We start from the raw sequence: 19,940 nt of genomic DNA, 5'->3' as shown, positions 1-19,940 counted from the left end.
ATCCCAGCCCCTGCCGCACGGACTCCTCACGAGCCGCCGAGTCAATAGCGCAACCGGGCGGTATGGCCGTCGATGCGCAGGATGCATTCGGTGAACAGCGCCATCGACGGGCTGTCGTCGGTGGGCACAAGCCGCAGTCCGAGGTCCATGATGGACCGGATGACCTTGGCAGTACGGCTGCCGTCGGGGTCCGGTCCACGCAGCGCGGACCACGCCTCGAACTGTTCCCGGACGGCCTCCCAGGCCGGTCCCGGCGTGAAGTGACACAGAAAAACGGGCTGGTCGACCCCGTACTGCCGCAACTCGCCGACCGCGGCCTCACCTTGCATAAGCCACCACGTGGCAGTCATCTGGCCCCCAACTCCGTACATGGGAGTGGATACCAATCATACGGGTGCGGAGGGCCGAACGAGGACCGACTCCGCATCGAGGCCCATCCCCGTAGCCGCTCGCCCGCCCCCGACCGGGCCACGTACGACGGTCCGTTCGTCGTCTTCGGCGGCGTCCGTCCCCCGGTCGTGCCGGGCGGCTGGTTCACCCCGGGGGCCGATGTGGAAGCCCTCGTCGCGGTGGTCCCGGAGGCGGTCCGCCCCATGCTGACCAGCGAAGCCACCGCTCAGTGGGCTTCCACATCGGCAGCAGACGTCAGCTGCCGCCCGTCACCTTGACGTAGTCGACGACCAGCTGCTGCGGGAAGGAGGTGTTGCCGTCCGGGTCGCCGGGCCAGTAACCGCCGACGGCCAGGTTGAGGATGATGTAGAAGGGGTGGTCGAAGACCCAGCGGTTGCCGTTGAGGTCCGAGGGGGTGCGGGTCTGGTAGACGTTGCCGTCGACGGACCAGGTGATCTTGTTGGGCGACCAGTCGATGGCGAAGGTGTGGAAGCCGTCGGAGAACTTGCCGCCGTCGGGCAGGGTGTAGCCGGCGCCGATGCCGCCCTCGCCGGAGTAGCCGGGGCCGTGCAGGGTGCCGTGGACGGTGCTGGGCTCGAAGCCCACGTTCTCCATGATGTCTATCTCACCGCAGTTGGGCCAGCCCGCGCTGCCGATGTCGTCGCCGAGCATCCAGAAGGCGGGCCACATGCCCTGGCCCTGGGGCAGCTTCATCCGGGCCTCGACATGGCCGGAGGCGGTGGTGAACTTCTGCGCGGTGTTCAGCCGCGCGGAGGTGTACTCACACTGGCCGTACCAGCAGTTGTAGTTGGCCGGGTTCTCCTTGCGGGCGGTGATGACAAGGTTGCCGTTGCCGTCCAGCGCCGCGTTCTTGTTGCCGTCGGTGTAGTACTGCCGCTCGTGGTTGTTGACGTTGTCACCGGTCTCCAGGCCCCACTTGGAGCCGTCGACCGCGCTGCCCGCCGCGCCGTCGAAGTTGTCGGTGAACTCGGCCGCGGCGGCTTTCGCCTGGGGGGTGGTCGTGGCCGTGGCCGGGGCGGTCAACCAGGGAGTGGCGGCGAGCGCGGTCGCGGAGAGCAGACCGATCACGGTGTTGCGCACGGTTTTTCTCATCGAACGGTGGTGCCTTCCTGTGTGGGGGATGGGACCGGCTGGGTGCCGGTCCGGTGGGGGGGGAAGGTGGGGCTCCGGCAGCTGGCCGCGGCCGGGGTCCACGGGTGCTAGGGCACCGGCATACGGGTGGTAGGGGCGGCGCGCGTCCGCGCTCCTCGGGGGGTGGTGGCCGGGCGGCGGGCGGCACGCTGCGCGCCCTCGGTGAGGAAGTGGCGGACGGGCAGGGCGGCGGCGCCGAGCGCCACGGCGTGGGGGCCGAGCCCGCACAGCCCGATGTCGGTGTGGGCGTACGGCCGGCGCAGCGCCTGCGCGGCGACCGTCTCGCGGATCCGGGGCAGCATACGGGCGCCGAACAGCAGCCCGGCCCAGCCACCGAGGATGATCCGCTGGGGGTTGAAGAGATTGACGAGGTTGGCGATTCCGGCGCCCAGGTACACCGCCGCCTCCTCCAGGACGCGCTGTGCGGCGGTCGAGGTGTCGGCGGCCGCGAGCAGCGCGGCGAACGCGGACTCCTTGTCCGCGCCGGGGGCTATGCGGCCGCGCCGGGCCTGGCGGAAGCGCTCCAGGACCGCGTCGGCGCCGACGTACGCCTCCAGACAGCCGCGGGCGCCGCACCGGCAGCTGCGGCCCCCGGCCTGGACGGTGGTGTGGCCCCACTGGCCCGCGCTGTTGGTGGCGCCCCGGTAGGAGGCGCCGTGGGTGATGACGCTCGCGCCGACACCGGAGCCGATGAGCGCCACGACGGCGTGCTGGACACCGCGTCCGGCGCCGAACCACATCTCGGCCCGGCCCATGGCCTCGGCGGCGCTGTCGATGTGCAGGGGCAGCGCGGTACCGGTGCGCAGCAGCCCTTCCAGGGGGACGGCGTCCCAGCCGGTGACCGACACGCCGATGCCGATGCCGACGATGTGCCCCTGGGGGATGCCGGCCGCCTCGACGACGGCGTCGAGGCCGGTGAGGATACGGCCGACGACGATCCGGGCGTCGTACCCGTCCGAGGGCAACGGGTAGCTGACACCGGCCCGTTGGGTGCGGGCGAGGTCGAACAGCCCGACGCGCACCCGGGTATCGGCGATGTCGACGCCGATGACGTACCGGTGCTCGGGAACCAGCCGTAAGCGGGCCCGGGTCCGCCGGACCCCGGCGCCGGGGTCCGGTTCCACCTCGGTGACGACGCCTTCGGCGATCAGTTCGCCGATGACCGCGTTCACGGTGGTGGCGCTGAGCTCCGTATGGCGGACGAGTTCCTGACGGGTGAGCGGAGCGCGGAGGTACAGCGTCCACAGCAGTGCTGAGCGGCTGACGCGCCGCGGATTGCGCACGGTGGTGCGCAGCGAGGGCTGGGCTGCCTGCGCCTGGGCCGTCATCGGTCACCTCCGGGGAGACACAATGTCCAGCCCTGTTCGATGCATGTCAATAGGTCTGGACCTTCTTGCATCAAAGAATTTGAGGCGGGCTCCGGCCCAACTCCCCCTGAACCGACAGAAGTCGAACCCTCAGCGGGCTCTGCCGGTGGCGAGGAAGTGCGCCAGCGGAAGCGTGGCCGCGCCCAGCGCCACCGCGTCGGGACCCAGTTCGGCAAGGCCGATCTCGGTCTGTGCGTACGGCCGGTGCAGGGCGTACGCGGCGGTGGCGGCCCGGATCCTGGGGAGCATCCGGCCGCCGAGGAGCAGCCCGGCCCAGCCGCCGAGGATGATCCGCTCCGGGTTGAAGAGATTGATCAGATCGGCGATACCGGCGCCGAGGTAGGCGGCGGTCTCCTCCAGCACCTCGCGCGCCCACGCCTCGGTTCCGGCGGCCCCGACGATCGCGGCGAACGCGGCCTGCTGGTCCTCACCGGCACCGAGACAGGCACCGACACCGGCGGCGGCACCGGCGGCGGCACCGGCGGCGGCCGCGTCCTCCTCGGCGCCCCCGTACACGCCGCCCGCCCGGCGCCCGTAGCGGTCGAGCACCGCCTGCGCCCCGACGTACGCCTCCAGACAGCCGACCGCGCCGCACCGGCAGGCGCGCCCGCCGACCTGGACGACCGTATGTCCCCACTCCCCCGCGCTGCTGGTCGCGCCGCGGTACGGCATCCCGGCCGTCACGATGGCGGCGCCGACCCCGGAGCCGATCAAGGCGATCACCGCGTTGTCCGCGCCGCGGCCCGCCCCGAACCACATCTCGGCCTGGCCCTGCGCGGTGGCGCCGTTGTCGATGAACAGCGGCAGTTCGGTGCCGGTGCGCAGCAGCCGCTCCAGCGGCACCGCGTCCCGGCCGGCGGTCGGGCCGTGGACGAGCGCCTCGTCCCCCTGTTCGACGACGCCGGGGACACCGACCCCGACGCCGACGACCTTCCCGGGCTCCGCGCCGCTCTTGGCGACCACCGCGTCGAGGCCGGTCAGGATGTGGCCGACGACCGGCTCCGGCTCCCGCTCCAGCCCTCCGGGCGTCAGCGGATGCTCCCACCTGGCCAGTTCGGTCAGCGTGAGGTCGAACAGCTCCACGCGGACATGGGTCTCGCCGACGTCGACCCCGATGAGCTGGCCGCTGCCCGGCGCGACCCGCAGCAGCGTACGGGGGCGGCCGCCGTCGGACTCGACGGACCCGGCCTCCTCCACCAGCCCGTCGGCGAGCAGTTCGCCGACGACATTGCTGACCGAACCCGAGCTGAGCCCGGTGAGCGTCCCCAGTTCCTGACGGCTCACCGGGCCCTGGAAGTACAGCTGGCGCAGCAGCGTCGAGCGGTTGCCGCGCCGCAGGTCGCGGACGGTCCGTCGGTTCATCTGACCCATCGGGCTCCTTCCCCCTGCCCGAACCTACCTGACGCGACCGCTCTTGACGCCGACTGGTTTCATCGCTTAACTCACGGTCTGAATGAAGTCTCGCGCTTCACTTTTTGAACGGTCAATGGGGACTGCCGTCCCAATACCCCGCTACTCCGCACCCGGGGCCCGGAACAGCGCGAGCAGATCCTCCCGCCCGAACATCCGCGCCGTCTCGACGGCCGAGGGCGACCCGGCACGAGGGTCGGCACCCTTGGCCAGCAGCACCCTCAGCACCTCCTCCTCACCCTTGAACGCGGCCCCGGCGATGGGCGTCTGGCCCCGTTCGTTCACCCGATTGGGGTCGGCGCCGCGCTCCAACAGGGCCGACACCGCCGCGGGATGGCCGTAGTAGGCCGCGAGCATGAGCAGGGAGTCGCCCTTGTCGTTGGTGAGGTTGGCCGGGACGCCCGCGTCCACATAGGCGGCGAGCGTATCGGTGTCACCCTGCCGGGCCAGGTCGAAGACCTTGGCCGCCAGCTGGAGCACCTCCGGGTCGTGTGCGGGCTCGCTCTCGGGGTTCGATTCGGTCATGGCCTGTCGCCTCCGGCTTCGCTACCTGGGTATGTGATCACCCACCCTAAGGACGGCGGTCGGCTCGGAGCGCCACGCCTCCATGGTGATGATTACACCGATAATCCACCCAATTGCACCTTTCGCCCGGCGGATACATGCTGTGATCCTGGAACCCCTCATGGTGACTGACCGTCCCCCATCAGCCAGGAGACCGTGATGATCCTGTCCATTTCCGGCGTCGTACTGCTCGGCATCATCGTCTTCATCTTCTTCCGCAAGGACGGCCTGAAGGGAACGCACGCGATCATCTGCGCGCTCTTCGGCTTCTATCTCGCGTCCACCGCGATCGCTCCGAGCATCAAGGCGGGCGGCGCGAGCCTCGCCAGTCTCCTGGGTGGGATCAAGATCTGACGTGGCCCGGAGACCGCTCCCCCGCCTCCGCCTCGGCAGCACCGCGGGTTCCTCGCTCGTCCCGCTCGTCCGCGGCCGCGCGTTCGCCCGCACGGCGGCCGACGGCGTCGCCGATGTGCTCCACCCCCTGGTCGCGCTCTCCCGGGGGCTGCGCGTGCTCGCCACCGCCGGGCGGCGCAAATGGGTGGAGCTGCCGGGTGACCGCCGCGGACCGGTGTTCGTCCTCGTGGTCGCCTGCGGCTTCGTTCTCTTCCTGCTGCCGTACGGCCCACTGGCGGCGGCCATCAGCCTGATCGGCGCGGCGGGCTGGGCCGGACGGGGGCGCGCCACCGCCGAACCGCGGACGCCCGGCGCGGACGGTGCCGAGCGGCTGCGCACGCTCTACGAGGCCCTGGTGCCGTACTTCTCCGCCGCCGAGGACCCCAGCCCGCTCTACAGCCACGGCGGCGACTGGTCCAAGGCGTTCGACTCCTTCACCTTCGACGAGGGCGGACGGCTCACCCGGCTGCATCTCCAGTACCCCGCGTACTTCACCGACGGCGAGCCCGCGGCCCGCACCCGGATCGAGCAACTGCTGTACGCGAAGTCGGGACGCGGCCGTGAATATCTGTTCGAGTGGGACGAGGAGGCCAACGGCCTCACCCTCACCGTGCTCCCCGCCCTGTCCACCACGATCCACGCCCAGCGCTTCGTCACCACGCCCGGCGAGACGGTGCTGGGCTTCACCGACCCGTCGTCGGTGCAGCGGACGCTGCCGGTGCTGGCGGCTCCGGAGACGTGCGAGGAGAGCTCGGACGGCACAACACCGGGCGTGGGCCTCGAGAAGGCGGCGGGGGACGAACCGGAGACCCATGACGTGCCCCCGGTGGTCTGGCGCACCGGCCCGCGCTCCACCGAGCCGCATCTGCTCGCGCTCGGCGAGCCCGGAAGCGGCACCACGACCCTGCTGCGCTCCATCGCGCTTCAGGCGCTGCCCCATGGCGAGGTGCTGGTGGTGGACGGCGGCGGCACCGGCGAGTACGCGTGTCTGAGCGGACGGACGGGGGTGCTGGCGGTGGAGTGCGGGCTGGCCGGAATGCTGGCCACGCTGGAGTGGGCGGGGCATGAGACCGAGCGCCGGCTGATCGCCGCCAACCGCGCCCGCCAGCTGCGGCATCCCCCGCCGGAGGACATCCGGCGCCCGCTGTGGATCCTGCTGGACCGGCCGTCGGTGATGAGCCATCTCGCGGCGGCCGACGGCCGCACCGATCCGCAGGAGCTGCTGGCCGTGCCGCTGCGGCACGGACGGGCGGCGAACGTACGGGTCGTGGTGGCCGATCAGCTGGACGCCGCGGAGGCGCTGAGCGAGGCCGTGCGGAGCCACACCCGGGCCCGGGTGGTGCTGGGCCCGGTCTCGGCCGAGCGGGTGGCGGCCGTCCTCGGGGCGCCACCGCACACCACGCCGACGCCCGAGGTCCCACCGGGCCGCGGCTACGCCCGCCTGGGCGCGGGGCCGGTGCACCGCCTCCAGGTGCCGGCCACGCCCGATCCGTACGACGAGGCGGCCAGCGAGGCCGAGCGGCAGGCAGTGCTCCGGCTGCTGCCCGCCCCGGACCCCGCGGCGCCGGCGGCCCCGGCACCCGTCGGGGGGTGAGCGGCCGGGGCGTGCCGGGATGCCGCGCCACGGTTGAACCGCCGGGGGTGCGCCGGGATGGCCCGCCGGGGTGACGTATCGGGGCGAGCGGCGACGGCCGGTCAGGCCACGTACGTACGGGGCGACTCGGCCTCGAACGTGGCGCCCGTGGCCACCAGGTCGGCGGCCGCGGCCAGCCGGGTGGCGGCCTTGTCGGCGACCGCTCCCGCGACGGTGAACGGAAGCCGTACGTACCCCTCGAACGCGCCGTCCACCCCGAAGCGGGGCCCCGACGGCACCCGGACCCCCAGCCGGGCGCCCGCCTCCGCGATACGGGAGCCGGAGAGGCCGCCGGTGCGGGCCCAGAGCATGAGCCCGCCGTGCGGAACGGTGAACTCCCAGTCGGGCAGATGGCGCCGGAGGGCGTCGACGAGGTCGTTCCGGTTGCTGCGCGCGAGGTCGCGGCGCACCTCGACGGCCTGCTCCCAGCCCCCGGTGTTCAGCAGCCAGGCGACGGCGAGCTGTTCGATGACGGGGGTGCCCAGGTCCGCGTAGGCGCGGGCGGCGACCAGGCTGCGGATGACATCGGGCGCGGCGCGCACCCAGCCGATGCGCAGACCCGCCCAGAACGACTTGCTCGCCGAACCGATCGTGATCACGGTACTGCCCGCCGGGTCGAAGGCGCAGACGGGGCGGGGCAGCTCCACCTCCTCGTCCAGCCGCAGTTCGGCCATGGTCTCGTCGGCGACCAGGATCGTTCCGGCCGAGCGGGCCGCCTCGACGAGCTGCCTGCGCTGCTCCTCGGTGGCGAGGGCGCCGGTGGGGTTGTGGAAGTCGGCCACGACATAGGCCAGCCGGGGTGAGGCGGCGCTGAGGACCTGGCGCCAGGACGGGATGTCCCAGCCCGCGAGCCGGTCGGCCATGGCCACGGGGACGAGCCGGGCGCCCGCCTCCCGCATCAGCTGGAGGATGTTGGCGTAACTGGGCGACTCCACGGCGACCCGCTCCCCGGGCCTGACCATCAGCTGATAGGTGGCGGCCACGGCCCCCATGGCGCCGGTGGTGACCATGATCTGCTCGGGCATGGTCGGGATGCCACGGGCGGTGTAGCGATCGGCGAGCGCCTGGCGCAGGGCGGGCAGCCCGGCGGGGTAGTCGCCGTGGGTGCGGGCGTGGGGCGGCAGTTCGTCGAGGGCGCCGCGCATCGCGCGGGTGAGCCATGGCTCGGGGGCGGGCAGCGCGGCGCAGCCGAGGTCGATCACGGAGGCGGCGGCCTCGGGCGGCAGCGGATCGAGCCCCCGGGTGGGCAGCGGGCTTCCGGCGGGCATGGCGGTCCAGCTCCCGGCGCCGCGCCGGGACTCCAGGAACCCCTCGCCGCGCAGCGCCTCGTAGGCGGCGGCGACGGTGGTGCGGCTGACCGCGAGCGCCGTGGCCAGCTCGCGCTCGGCGGGGAGGCGTGCCGCGACCGCGACCCGGCCCTCCAGGATGAGCAGCCGTACGCCATCGGCGAGGGAGCGGTAGGCGGGCACGCGGCGGCCCCCGGTCAGCGAGGCCGCGGCCCCGGCGACCACGCCGTCGCGGGTGTGCTGCGACCCGAGCAGCCGGGCCAGTTGGGGTGCCCCGACCGCGGACGTCCATGGACTCATCGAAAGCGGTCCACCTTTCGGGAATTGGCCGTGGAACTGGACTGGTTCCGGGCCACAGAGTGACATGCCGCAGGCCACTCACACCAGGAGCACGCATTGTCCGATCGCCGTCCGCGCCGTCGCCTTCCGCGCCGTCTGGTCCAGCTGTATGTGGGGCTCGTCTTCTACGGGGCGTCCATGGGGCTCCAGTTGCGCGCCAACCTCGGCCTCGACCCGTGGGACGTCTTCCACCAGGGCGTGACCGAGCACACCCCGCTGTCGATCGGCACGGTCACGGTCGCCGTCGGGGTCGCCGCGCTGCTGCTGTGGATCCCGCTGCGCCAGCGGCCGGGTCTTGGCACGGTGTCGAACGTGCTGGTGGTCGGGCCCGTGATGGACGCCACGTTGTGGCTCACACCACAGCCTGAGGCGCTGGCGGCGCGGATCCCGCTGCTGCTCTTCGCGATCGTGCTGTGCGGCGTGGCCACCGGGCTCTATATCTCGGCGCGGTTCGGGCCGGGCCCACGGGACGGGCTGATGACGGGGCTGCACCAGCGCACCGGGTGGTCGATCCGGCTGGTGCGGACCGGGATCGAGCTGGCGGTGCTGGCCACCGGCTTCGCACTGGGCGGGTCGGTGGGGGTGGGCACGGTGCTGTTCGCGCTGGCCATCGGGCCGCTGTCGCAGCTCTTCCTGCGCGTCTTCGCGATTCCCGCACCCGCCGGGACGGGGTCCGGAATCGTGGCACAGGGCGCCGTCGAGCCCCAGGTCCGGGACCTGATTTAGAGCTGACGCGGTCGGGGCGGTAGTGTACGCCCTTGGCCTACCAGGCGGACCGTTACTGCGCGCTAAAGTACCAGAAACGCTGGGTGACATCTGCTGCCAGATGTGACAAACCGGGCGCCTGTGGGTAGAACAACGGGGCGGCACGACGGGCGACGCATGTCCCAATACGGGAATCTTCACCGCCGACCGGACGTTGACCGGATGACGACGACAGCGACACCTGTCCTGTGGGCGACAAGCCCGGGAGGCACGATTCATGAGTGAGCGAGCTCTTCGCGGCACGCGACTCGTGGTGACCAGCTACGAGACCGACCGCGGCATCGATCTGGCCCCGCGCCAGGCGGTGGAGTACGCATGCCAGAACGGCCATCGATTCGAGATGCCGTTCTCGGTAGAGGCGGAGATCCCGCCGGAGTGGGAGTGCAAGGCGTGCGGCGCCATGGCACTCCTCGTCGACGGCGATGGTCCTGAGGAGAAGAAGGGCAAGCCAGCGCGCACGCATTGGGACATGCTCATGGAGCGGCGCACCCGCGAGGAGTTGGAGGAAGTGCTGGCCGAGCGGCTGGCGGTCCTGCGCTCCGGAGCCATGAACATCGCCGTGCATCCGCGGGACACCCGTAAGTCTGCCTGAGTGCGAGCGGCAGCACTGCGATAACACCAGAGGTAATGAGGGCCGGGGCCACTGCTGAGCAGTGGCCCCGGCCCTTGTTCGCGTCCGGCGGGGCGCCGGCCCCCGGTCCACGTCCGGTGGGGCCATGGCCCCCGGTTTACGCCCAGCGGGGCGACGGCCCCCGGTCCACGTCCGACGGGGCCAGGGCGCCGTGGTGGCGCGGGGCAATGGCGCCCCCGGTCCGCGTCCGGTGGGCCCATGGCCCCGGTCCGCGTCCGTTGGGGCCATGGCCCCCGGTTCGCGTCCGGCCGGGCCACGGCCCCCGGTGGTCTCAGCCCCGGTCGCGCGGCCGCAGCCCGGGACCCGGCTCTCCGTCACCGCCCCGGCCCCGGTCGTCCCCGTCCTGGATCACCTCGCCCTGGATGACCGTGCCCCGCTCCGGAGGCTCCTGCCCGTTCCGGCGGTCCCACTCCTCACGCGCCTGGCGGAACGGGTCGGACGGCGATCCGGGGACGAAGCCCATCCGGCGCGACAGCGCGCTCTCCACGCGGTGCCGCAGCAGCGCCTGAGTCGGCGGGAACAGGCACAGCAGCGCGGCCACGTCCGAGATCAGCCCAGGCACCATGAGCAGCAGCCCGCCGAGCATCGTGAAGGAGCTTCCGGGCCGCGCCGAGGGCTCCCCGGCGCCCGGCCGCATCGACCCGGCCAGGCTCTGCCACGCCCGGCGGCCGCCGCGCTTGACCACGGCCCCGCCCACCACCACGCCCGCCACCAGCAGCAGGAAGACGGTCACCCCGCCGGCCAGGTCCGCCACCAGGGTCAGCAGCCAGATCTCCAGCACCAGCCAGGCGGCGATCCCCAGCGGTACGAAGGTGCGGGCGCGTGAGCGCTTCGGGCGGGTCGGGTCGCTCTGCTGCGATGCGCCGGTCATCATGCCTCCAAGTGTGCCCGGGGCCGTGAGCGATCTGGAGCCCGGGTCGCATGGTCATGGGGATCGAGGAGATCTCATGGGTTCCAACGTGCGACGGGTCCCGGAGGGTCCGGAAGTCCGGAGAAGACCGCACCGAATCCGCGAGGTCGCAAGGACGTGCCGACGCGAGGACAGCTGATCGCGAGGGCAGCGGATCGCGAAGAATCGGCCGCGGCGGTCGTGGGTACCCGCCGCCGGCGGAGGTGTCGAATGACCGGTGTGCTGGAGGTCCTCGTGTGGTGGGCGGCGCTGACCGGGTGTCGGCGGTGACCGGGGGCGCGGTGCTGCGCGCCGGGCTGCGGATCTTCACCGGAGCGGGCCGCAGGCCCCGGGGCGAGAAGGACAGCGGACCGGAGACCACCGGTGAGGAGGAGCCCGAGACCAGCGGCCGCCTCCGGCGCATCCCGGTGCCGCTGCTTGCGGTGCCCGCCGCGCTGCCGGCCGCGTCGCCGGCCGTCGGGGTGATCCCGGCCGTGGCGTCCGCGGTGGGGCCGGGCCGGGGCGCTGTTCACCCACACCGGTGGCTACCGGCGCACGCTCCTCGACGGACGCGCCGCGGCCGCCCCGGTGTATGTGCCGCCGCACTGGCAGACGACCGGGATCCTGCTCGGGCTGCTCTCCACGGCCCTCGCCATCACCCTGGCCACACTCGCGGTACGGCGGCCGGTCCACACCGGGACGGCCGCGCTACTCGCGCCCCTACGGCGACTCCAGTCCGGGCATATCGGCGACTACGTCGCCTGGCTGGTCGCCGGGACGGCACTGCTCACGGTGCTGACCGTCCCGGGGATCCGCTGAGACCGAGCCGGGCCCGATCCCGTGGTCCCCGTGGTCAGCGGTGGCGCAGTGCCGAGATCAGCTGGCTCTTGGACATCTGGGACCGGCCCTCGATGCCCGCCTTCTGGGCCTCGCGGTACAGGTCCTCCTTGGTCCGCGTCTCCATGCTGCCCGACTTGGCGCTTCCGCGGGCCATCGAGCCGCGCGCCGTCGTCTTCCCGCTCTTGGCGGTCGCTTTAGCCATGTTCCGCCTCCTTCCGCCTCAAGTGTCCGGTACGGGGCGGAACAACGCCCGCGGGACTACTCCGAGCGCGGAGCCGGGGATCGGACGGCCGCGGCGAGGGCGGGGATGCGGGCCCGGGAGTCCCAGGCCCGGGATGCGGGCCTAGAAGTCCTTGGAGTCCCTGGAGTCCTTGCGGCCCAGCACCTTGTTGACCCGTGTGCCCACGCCCCAGGACATGACCCGCCAGGCCGCCTCCGTGACGATGTCGCGGCTCATCTTGCTCTCGCCGCGCTCGCGTTCGATGAAGGTGACCGGAACCTCGATGACGTGGAAGCCCGCCTTGATGGCCCGCCAGGCCAGGTCGATCTGGAAGCAGTAGCCCTGGGAGGCGACCTCGTCCATGCCGATGCCCTCGATCGTCTCCTTGCGGAACGCGCGGTACCCGGCCGTCATATCGCGGATCGGGACGTCGAGGAGGAGGCGGGAGTACGTACTGCCGCCCCGGGAGATGAACTCGCGGGACTTGGGCCAGTTCACGATGCGGCCGCCGGGCACCCAGCGGGAACCGATCACCAGATCCGCGCCCTTGAGCGCGGTGAGCAGCCGGGGCAGCTCCTCGGGCTGGTGGGAGCCGTCGGCGTCCATCTCCACCAGCACGCCGTAGCCGTGCTCGATGCCCCAGCGGAACCCGGCCAGATACGCGGCGCCGAGGCCCTCCTTGCCCTTGCGGTGCAACACCTTGACGTGGTCGTCCTCGACAGCCAGCTCATCGGCGACCTTGCCCGTGCCGTCCGGGCTGTTGTCGTCCGCGACGAGGATGTGCGCGTCCGGAACGGACTCCCGGACCCGCGTGACGATCGGCCTGATGTTCTCCGCCTCGTTATAGGTCGGAATGATCACCAAGGTCGAACCGAGCAGCCCGTACTTCCGCCGGCCACCGTCATCCTGACGCGCACGGCGCGGCCCCGATTCCGCGCCTTCGATTCCCGGTTCGTCGGCTCCGCTACGCGGCTCGTCGGCCTCGGCGCCAGGCTCGCCTGCCTTCGTGCTCGGCTCGTCGGCCTTGGTGCTCAGCTCCTCGGCCTTGGCGCCAGACTCCTCGGCCTCGCGTGCGTCGCTCGCAGCATCGGATTGCTCGCTTCTCCGCCCGCGAGGCGAGTCATCACGGTCGTTGCTCCGGCGCGGCTCGTCGGCCTCGCGTGCGTCGCTCACGGCATCGGATTGCTCGCTTCTCCGCCCGCGAGGCGAGTCATCACGGTCGTTGCTCCGGCGCGGCTCGTCGGCCTCGCGTGCGTCGCTCACGGCTACTGCCCCTTCTCGTCCGTACGTCCCCGACGGCCGATCATGATCGCGGCCGCGCAGGACAGAACGCCCACCATAGCGAGCACCCACTCGGGGATCGCACCGACGCGGTCGGCCAGGGTCTTGCCGTCACGCAGCGGGATGCGCGCGGTGAGCACATCTTGCGTGAATTCTTTCGTCCGCTGCTCGATCGTGCCATCCGGGGAGACCACGGCGCTGATCCCACTCGTGGCCGCGGTGATCACCGGCCGGCCGTGTTCGATCGCCCTCAGCTTGGACATGACCAGCTGCTGCTCGGGCTGGCCGCTGCGACCGTAGGTGGCGTTGTTGGTCTGGACGACGATCGCCCGCGCGCCCGCGTTGACCGTGTCGCGCACGATCTCGTCGTAGGCGACCTCGAAGCAGATCACATCGCCGAGCCGGGCCGGGCCGACCTTGAGGACACCGGTGTGGTCGCCGGGGTAGAAGTCGCGGGGCACCCGCTGGAGCCGGGTGATGATCTTGCTGAGCTCCTGGCGGAAGGGGACGTACTCACCGAAGGGCACCGGATGCTGCTTGGTGTACGAGGCGCCGGGACCGCTCTTCGGGTCCCAGACGATGCCCTGGTTCTCCACATAGCCCTGTTTGGTCGGATGGTCGACCAGGGCGCCGACCAGCACCGGAACACCGATCGCCTGCACGGCCTCGTCGATCCGGGCGTATGCCTCCCGGTACTGGAAGGGGTCGAGGTCGGAGGCGTTTTCCGGCCATATGACGAGATCGGGCTTGGCGATCCGGCCGGCCTTGACGTCCTTCGCCAGGTTCAGGGTCGCCTTCGCGTGGTTGTCGAGGATCATCATGGGGCGGCCCAGGAAGTCCATCCCGGGCTGCTGCACATTGCCCTGGACGACGGCGATGTCGACCGAGTCGTCGGCGGCGGTGGGGATGGGCACCGCGAATCCGGCCGCCGTCACGGCGGCGGCGACGGCCACGGCCCCGGCGGCGGGCAGGGCGCGGCGCGCCGAGAAGCCCCCGGCGCCGCGCAGCCGCCACAGGACGAGCGCGGCGCAGGCGAGCGCCCCGCCCGTCAGCGCCACGCCGAAGGTGACCAGTGGAGCGCCGCCCAGCGCGGCGAGCGGGGTGTAGGGCGAGCCGGTGTTGGCGAAGGCGAGCCGGCCCCAGGGGAAGCCGCCGAAGGGCACCCGGTCGCGGGCCCACTCCTCGGCGACCCACAGACAGGCCGTCCACAGCGGCCACAGGGCCGGTACCGGCAGCCGGGAGACCAGGGCCAGGCCCGCGCCCATCAGCGCGAGGAAGACCGCCTCGATGATGGACAGGCCCACCACCGCATCCCAGCCCACCACGCTGAGCCACTTCAGCAGCAGCAGGAAGAACGGCAGCCCGAAGGCGAAGCCCGTCCAGGCGCCCTGGCGGGCGGTCCGGCCGTGGGTGAGCAGGGCCAGGGCGGCGACGGCCACCAGGGACAGCGGCCACACCCCGAACGGCGGGAAGGCGAGGCCGAGCGCGAGCCCGCTGACCGCCGCGAGCGCGCTGCGCCGCGCCTCGCGGCGGGCGAGCAGGCCCAGACGGCGCAGCCGGCCGGGCCGCCGCTCTCCGGTGGACGGCGCGACCCCGGTCCCGGCCGCACCGGCCGCACCGGCCGTCCCGGCCCCGGTGGTCCCGGCCCCGGTGGTCCCGGTCGTCCCGGCCGCGCCGGATTCGCCGCTCTCGGCGGCGTCACGGCCCTCCACGGCACCACCGGTGGGCGGCGTGGCGGCGGAGCCGGGCCGCTGGCCCGGGCGGTCTGCGTCCGGCCCGGTGGGGGCGGCTTCGGCGGTGGTGTCGGAACCCGATGGCACGGTGCGGCCTTCCTACAGGTCGTGCTGTGGTGAGGTGACCGTATAACGCGGGCGCGCGGAAGTGGTCCCGAGGTGCGGATTGTGACCTCGCGGTACGGAACGCTTCGGCCATGGCGGGGGTTCCCTGTCCCGGCGGCGGCCCGCCCCCGCGCCGGGGGCGGTCCCGCCGTGTGCGCGAGCGGAGTGGGGGCCCGACGCCCTTCGGGCCGACCTGGGACCCGCTGGCTGCGGATCGACCGAGAGCCGTTGTCTACTGAGCGTCCGGGCCCCTCCCGGGTCGCACCTGCCGACCCGGGCGTCCCTCCCTCGCCCCCGTGCACTGGACCTGGCTCCCAGTGGTGGCGCACCGCGGTGGCGCGTCTCCCTCTGGCCCAGCGGCGTTCGACGACTGCGTGAAGATTCCCCGGTCGGGCGTCCTGTGGTGGACGAGGCCGAACCTACCCGCCACCGACCGCACCCTGTCAACAGCCGCATGACCTGCGCCGTTTCCTCAAATGACCAGGTCAGTACGGACGGTGTTCAGATGCCACGACAGGCCGGGGGCTCATCGTTCGGCGGTACGGGGCGTCCGCGCGTCACTCGTCCGGCCGGAGGTGGACGGTGCGTCCACCCACCACCGTGCGCACGCAGACGGGCAGTTGGCCGCCGGGGGTGAGGTCGGGCAGTCCGGGCGTGCCGGAGCGCGGATCGGTCGACCATCCGGCGACCCGCGTGTCGGGCACCTGCACGATGAGCTCACCGGTCCGCCAGATCGCGTAGTCGGCGGGCGCGCCGGGCACCAGAACGCCCGCGTCGTCCCGTCCGATGGCCCGCCAGCCGCCGCGGGTGTGGGCGGTGAAGGCGGCGCGGACGGAGATCCGGTGCTCCGGGGTGCGGTGGAAGGCGGCGGCACGCACGGTGCCCCAGGGGTCGAGCGGGGTGACGGGGCTGTCCGAGCCGAGCGCCAGGGGCACTCCGGCGCGCAGCAGCGCCGCGTAAGGGTTGAGGGTGCGGGCCCGCTCGGGGCCGAGCCGCTGGGCGTACATACCGTCCTCGCCGCCCCAGAGGGCGTCGAAGGCGGGCTGGACGGAGGCGGTGAGGCCGAGGTCGGCGAAGGCCGCGATGGTCTCGGGGGTGAGCATCTCGGCGTGTTCGACGCGGTGGCGGGCGGCGCGGACGCGGGCGAGCCCGGCCGTGTCGGCGGCGGCCCGTACGCCCTCGACGACGGCCGTGACGGCGGCGTCGCCGATGGCGTGGAAACCGGCCTGGATCCCGGCCTCGGTGCAGGCGATGACATGGGCGGCGACGGCCGCCGCGTCCAGATAGGCGGTGCCGGTGTGCGGCGTGTCGGCGTAGGGCTGGTGGAGACACGCCGTATGCGAGCCGAGCGCCCCGTCGACGAAGAGGTCGCCGGCCGCGCCGATGGCGCCGAGTTCGCGCACCTTGTCCAGGTCGGAGGCGCTGCTCGCGGCCTCGGCCCAGTAGCCGTACACCCGCGGCCCCGGCTCACCGGCGGCGAGCTTCAGCAGCCCGGTGAGGTCGTCCTCGGAGGAGATGTCGGGCCCGGCGCATTCGTGGAGGGTGCCGATGCCGAGCGAGGCGGCGCGGGCGAGGGCGGCGCGCTGGGCGTCGGTGCGCTGCCGTTCGGTGACGCCCGCGTGGGCGGCGGCCCGGACGGCGTGGTGGGCGGCGCCGGTCAGGGGGGCGCCGCTCCGACCGGGATGGTGGCCGGCCAGGTCCGACACGCCGGGCACAAGGTCCAGGAGCGCGGTGGTGACGACGGCGGAGTGCACATCGATGCGGGTGAGGTAGAGGGCGCGGCCGCCGGTCGCCTCGTCCAGTTCGGCCCGGGAGGGCGGTCGTCCCTCGGGCCAGCGGGCGGCGTCCCAGCCATGGCCGAGCAGCACCCGGTCGCCGGGGTGGGCGGCGGCGTGGGCACGCACCCGCTCCAGCGCGTCGGCGAGCGTACGGGCGCCGCTGAGGTCGAGTCCGGTGAGGGCGAGCCCCGTTGCGGTGGTGTGCACATGCGCATCGGTGAAGGCGGGGGTGACAAGCGCCCCGTCCAGCTGGATGACCTCGTCCACACCGTCCGCGAAACCGTCCGCGGCCCCTTCGGAGCCGACCCAGGCGATGGTGCCGCGTTCGACGACCATCGCGGTCGCGAACGGATCGGCGGGGCTGTGGACCTCACCTCCGCGCAGCAGGACGGTACGGCTTTCGGGGGCCTGGGCGGGGGTCGGGTCGTTCACGGCGGGCTGCCTCGGCTGGGGTGTCGGATGGGACGTATACGGGGTGTGTTCGGAGCGGAGATGGAGCGCGTTCAGCAGGGTGGGGCGCGTTCAGCAGGCGCCCGGCGTTCAGGAACCCGGCGTTCAGACGCGCGGCGGGCGCGCCTCGTAGGGCGTGGAGAGGACCACGGTGGTGCGCGTGGAGACACCGGCCAGCGAGCGGATCCGGCTGAGCAGGTGCTCCAGCTCCAGCGGGGTCGCGACGCGCACCTTGAGGATGTAGTTCTCATCGCCCGCGACGCTGTGGCACGCCTCGATCTCGGGCACGTCGGCGAGCCGCTCGGAGATGTCGTCCGGCGCGCTGGGGTCGAAGGGTTTGACCGAGATGAACGCGGTAAGGGGGAGCCCGACGGCCTCGGGGTCCACGACGGCGGCGTAGCCGCGGATCACACCCCGTTGTTCGAGGCGCCGAACCCGCTGGTGCACGGCCGATGTGGACAGGCCGGTGGCCTTGCCCAGGTCCGTGTAGCTCATCCGGCCGTCCTTGACGAGCAGCTCCACGATCTGTCTGTCCAACTCCTCCACAGCCGATCACCTTATGTGGTCGGGGGCGCTCGGGCACAACGGGTCGGCACAGCGGACGGAGACGCTGGTACGGGCGCATCCGCATCGGGCATGTGACGAACACCACATCTCCTCATGGGTGTCCTATGAGATGCGGCGATTACCTATGCGGCCGCGAGGGAAATGCTTGCTGTGGTCGAGGCCGACGCGCCTGACCAGCCCACCCGAGGGGGAAACTCATGCCTCATCTCGAGCGCCTCGACGCAGGCGACATCGATACCGAAGACATCAACGACACCTATGAGATGTTCCGGGTGATCTGCCCGGACTGCGCCCGTCCCATCGCACTCCTCGCCGACGAGGACGTTCTTCCCGAGCACGCGCTGTGCTCCTCCCCGTGGGACCCGTTCGGGCTCACGGTCTGCGCCGGCACCGGCCGCCGGGCGGCCGACGCCGCGCCCGCCGACGCGTCGCTGGAGGCGCATGAGCAGAACGCGGCGCTGCTGCTGACGCTTCCGGCGGGCCTTGACTGGCGGATGCAGCCGTTCTCCCACCTCGGCGGCCCCGGCTCCCGCCCGGTCCGGTTCCCGGTGGCACAGCGGTAGCGAAGCGGCGGGGGCGCATGCCGCGCCCCCAACCGAAACGTCCGGCTCAGCCGGTCTCGGGCCCCGCGAGAGCGCGGGCGATCACCACTCGCTGAATCTGGTTGGTGCCCTCCACGATCTGGAGGACCTTCGCCTCGCGCATATAGCGCTCGACCGGGAAGTCCGCCGTGTAGCCGTATCCGCCCAGCAGTTGGACGGCGTCGGTGGTGATCCGCATCGCGGCGTCCGTGCAGAACAGCTTGGCCATCGCCGCCTGCTTGGAGAACGGCCGCCCCGCGTCCCGGAGTCGTGCCGCCGCCAGGTACAGGGCGCGCCCGGCCTCGATCTGCGTGGCCATGTCGGCGAGCATGAAGCGCAGCCCCTGGAAGTCGGCTATCGGCCTGCCGAACTGCCGTCGCTGCGCGGTGTACGCGAGCGCCTCGTCCAGCGCCGCCTGGGCGACGCCGACGGCGCAGGCCGCGATGCCAAGACGGCCCGCGTCGAGGGCGGACAGGGCGATCGCGAACCCCTGACCCTCCTCGCCGATGCGGCGGGCGTCGGGGACCCGCACCCCGTCGAGATGGATCTGGGAGGTCGGCGAACCGGCCATGCCCATCTTGTGCTCGGGCGCGGCCGCCGAAAGCCCCGGGGCGTCGGCGGGGACCAGGAAGGCGCTGATGCCACGGGTGCGCTCGGCGCCGGTGCGGGCGAGCACGGTGTAGAAGTCGGCGATGCCACCGTGGGTGATCCACGCCTTGGTGCCCTCGATCGTCCAGGTGTCCCCGTCGCGGGTGGCCCGGGTGGTGAGCCCGGCCGCGTCGGAGCCGGAGGAGGGCTCGGAGAGGCAGTACGCGCCGAGCAGACCGCCGCCCAGCATCGCGGGAAGGTGCTCGGCCAGCTGCTCCTTGCTGCCGTAGCCGGCGAGGGCGTGGCAGGCCAGGGTGTGGACGCTGATGCCGAGGCCGACGGGCAGCCGGGCCGCGGCGAACTCCTCGAGGACCTGGAGGTAGACCTCGTACGGCTGGCCGCCACCGCCGAACTCCTCGGGGTGGACCAGCCCCAGCAGCCCGGACCGCGACAACAGGGTGAACAGCTCGCGGGGGAAGCGCCCGGCGGCCTCCTCCTCGGCGGCCCGGGGCTTGATCTCCCGTTCGATCAGCTCGCGGACGAGCGACATCAGGTCGCGGGCCTCTTCGGTGGGCAATTCGCGTTCCACCGGCAGCGGGACGTGGTCGGTCATGGCGCGCTCTCCTCTCCCCTAGTCAGGCGCTGCGGCGACGTTCGCCGGGGTGAGGCGGCGCCGCCGGTGTTGCTGCCGCCGGCCGGCCGCCCCGTCGGATCGCGATCGGTGATGACCTGCACTACGGCGGTTGGAGTATGCCCGATCCGGAGCGCTCCGGCACCGGTTGCCCGAGCTTCAACCAACTTCGCACAGGTACGCCCACCACCTTCCTACCCGCTCTCCCACCAACGTCGCACGGCGGAACAGATTGGCCCAGACCATTGACCCGAGTGGTCTAGTCCTTCTACCGTTTCCCCACCCTGTCCTGCGCGTTCATGTCAAGCTATGGGCAGGTCGTCGGGCAGTTCACTCTCCCCTCACCC

Annotated in this window: 19 protein-coding genes; 6 read left to right on the top strand and 13 right to left on the bottom strand. The window is 72.5% G+C overall.

All coding sequences use genetic code 11. The features are described from left to right. Positions 1-41: 41 nt before the first annotated feature. The 5 genes from NQU54_RS15385 to NQU54_RS15365 all read right to left on the bottom strand — a co-directional run bounded on the left by NQU54_RS15385 (position 42) and on the right by NQU54_RS15365 (position 4,844). On the bottom strand, positions 42-350 hold the full coding sequence (locus NQU54_RS15385; RefSeq protein WP_079259703.1) for a hypothetical protein: 309 nt from the start codon (positions 348-350) through the stop codon (positions 42-44). A gap of 295 nt (positions 351-645) precedes the next feature. Continuing rightward, positions 646-1,503 carry a glycoside hydrolase family 16 protein gene (locus NQU54_RS15380; RefSeq protein ID WP_257631545.1) on the bottom strand — a complete coding sequence of 286 codons (858 nt, stop codon included), beginning with the start codon at positions 1,501-1,503 and terminating at the stop codon, positions 646-648. A gap of 107 nt (positions 1,504-1,610) precedes the next feature. Next, positions 1,611-2,870 carry an ROK family protein gene (locus NQU54_RS15375; RefSeq protein WP_257631544.1) on the bottom strand — a complete coding sequence of 420 codons (1,260 nt, stop codon included), beginning with the start codon at positions 2,868-2,870 and terminating at the stop codon, positions 1,611-1,613. A gap of 129 nt (positions 2,871-2,999) precedes the next feature. Further along, complete coding sequence (locus NQU54_RS15370; RefSeq protein WP_257631543.1) at positions 3,000-4,280, bottom strand: ROK family transcriptional regulator; 1,281 nt, start codon at positions 4,278-4,280, stop codon at positions 3,000-3,002. Between the two features lie 141 nt (positions 4,281-4,421). Beyond that, positions 4,422-4,844 (bottom strand): ankyrin repeat domain-containing protein, encoded by a 423-nt coding sequence (locus tag NQU54_RS15365; protein WP_069867491.1) that lies wholly within the window; start codon positions 4,842-4,844, stop codon positions 4,422-4,424. A 198-nt stretch (positions 4,845-5,042) separates the two neighbouring features. Here NQU54_RS15365 and NQU54_RS15360 point away from each other — a divergent pair, with 198 nt between their 5' ends. Together NQU54_RS15360 and NQU54_RS15355 are read left to right on the top strand one after the other, a co-directional pair. After that, positions 5,043-5,237, top strand: a complete 195-nt coding sequence (locus NQU54_RS15360; protein ID WP_069867492.1) for a hypothetical protein — start codon at positions 5,043-5,045, stop codon at positions 5,235-5,237. A gap of 1 nt (position 5,238) precedes the next feature. Continuing rightward, positions 5,239-6,870, top strand: coding sequence for an ATP-binding protein (locus NQU54_RS15355; protein ID WP_257631542.1), 1,632 nt, complete (start codon positions 5,239-5,241; stop codon positions 6,868-6,870). A 101-nt stretch (positions 6,871-6,971) separates the two neighbouring features. Here NQU54_RS15355 and NQU54_RS15350 read toward each other — a convergent pair whose 3' ends face one another. Then, positions 6,972-8,495, bottom strand: a complete 1,524-nt coding sequence (locus NQU54_RS15350) for an SCO1417 family PLP biosynthesis transcription factor (protein WP_257631541.1) — start codon at positions 8,493-8,495, stop codon at positions 6,972-6,974. Between the two features lie 96 nt (positions 8,496-8,591). Here NQU54_RS15350 and yczE point away from each other — a divergent pair, with 96 nt between their 5' ends. Beyond that, the gene (yczE, locus tag NQU54_RS15345) at positions 8,592-9,260 is read left to right on the top strand and encodes a membrane protein YczE (protein ID WP_441005746.1); all 669 of its coding nucleotides are present in this window, start codon (positions 8,592-8,594) and stop codon (positions 9,258-9,260) included. Positions 9,261-9,516: 256 nt separating this feature from the next. Next, on the top strand, positions 9,517-9,891 hold the full coding sequence (locus NQU54_RS15340) for an RNA polymerase-binding protein RbpA (RefSeq protein WP_014056358.1): 375 nt from the start codon (positions 9,517-9,519) through the stop codon (positions 9,889-9,891). A gap of 310 nt (positions 9,892-10,201) precedes the next feature. Here NQU54_RS15340 and fxsA read toward each other — a convergent pair whose 3' ends face one another. Further along, entirely contained in the window at positions 10,202-10,804 is a 603-nt protein-coding gene (fxsA, locus tag NQU54_RS15335) for an FxsA family membrane protein (RefSeq protein ID WP_441005745.1), read from the bottom strand. A 603-nt stretch (positions 10,805-11,407) separates the two neighbouring features. Here fxsA and NQU54_RS15330 point away from each other — a divergent pair. After that, a complete protein-coding gene (locus NQU54_RS15330; protein ID WP_257631540.1) occupies positions 11,408-11,638 on the top strand; it encodes a hypothetical protein in 231 nt (76 codons plus the stop codon). Between the two features lie 34 nt (positions 11,639-11,672). Here NQU54_RS15330 and NQU54_RS15325 read toward each other — a convergent pair whose 3' ends face one another. The 5 genes from NQU54_RS15325 to NQU54_RS15305 form a co-directional block, all read right to left on the bottom strand. Then, on the bottom strand, positions 11,673-11,861 hold the full coding sequence (locus NQU54_RS15325) for a Rho termination factor N-terminal domain-containing protein (RefSeq protein ID WP_069867498.1): 189 nt from the start codon (positions 11,859-11,861) through the stop codon (positions 11,673-11,675). A 141-nt stretch (positions 11,862-12,002) separates the two neighbouring features. Continuing rightward, entirely contained in the window at positions 12,003-12,824 is an 822-nt protein-coding gene (locus NQU54_RS15320) for a polyprenol monophosphomannose synthase (protein WP_257631601.1), read from the bottom strand. A 320-nt stretch (positions 12,825-13,144) separates the two neighbouring features. Then, positions 13,145-14,980 carry an apolipoprotein N-acyltransferase gene (gene lnt, locus NQU54_RS15315; RefSeq protein WP_257631539.1) on the bottom strand — a complete coding sequence of 612 codons (1,836 nt, stop codon included), beginning with the start codon at positions 14,978-14,980 and terminating at the stop codon, positions 13,145-13,147. A 575-nt stretch (positions 14,981-15,555) separates the two neighbouring features. Next, on the bottom strand, positions 15,556-17,208 hold the full coding sequence (locus NQU54_RS15310) for an amidohydrolase (RefSeq protein ID WP_257631538.1): 1,653 nt from the start codon (positions 17,206-17,208) through the stop codon (positions 15,556-15,558). A 123-nt stretch (positions 17,209-17,331) separates the two neighbouring features. Next, positions 17,332-17,772, bottom strand: a complete 441-nt coding sequence (locus tag NQU54_RS15305; protein ID WP_069867501.1) for an Lrp/AsnC family transcriptional regulator — start codon at positions 17,770-17,772, stop codon at positions 17,332-17,334. Between the two features lie 218 nt (positions 17,773-17,990). Here NQU54_RS15305 and NQU54_RS15300 point away from each other — a divergent pair, with 218 nt between their 5' ends. After that, complete coding sequence (locus NQU54_RS15300) at positions 17,991-18,356, top strand: hypothetical protein (protein ID WP_069867502.1); 366 nt, start codon at positions 17,991-17,993, stop codon at positions 18,354-18,356. A 46-nt stretch (positions 18,357-18,402) separates the two neighbouring features. Here the strand turns inward: NQU54_RS15300 and NQU54_RS15295 are convergent, their stop codons facing one another. Beyond that, positions 18,403-19,575, bottom strand: a complete 1,173-nt coding sequence (locus NQU54_RS15295; RefSeq protein WP_257631537.1) for an acyl-CoA dehydrogenase family protein — start codon at positions 19,573-19,575, stop codon at positions 18,403-18,405. Positions 19,576-19,940: the final 365 nt, after the last annotated feature.

This window comes from Streptomyces malaysiensis subsp. samsunensis (assembly GCF_024519315.1).
In the GTDB taxonomy this organism is placed as follows: Bacteria; Actinomycetota; Actinomycetes; order Streptomycetales; family Streptomycetaceae; genus Streptomyces; species Streptomyces malaysiensis.
Note: the sequence above shows the minus strand (reverse complement) of the source record. Positions and strands in the feature narration are given on the sequence as shown.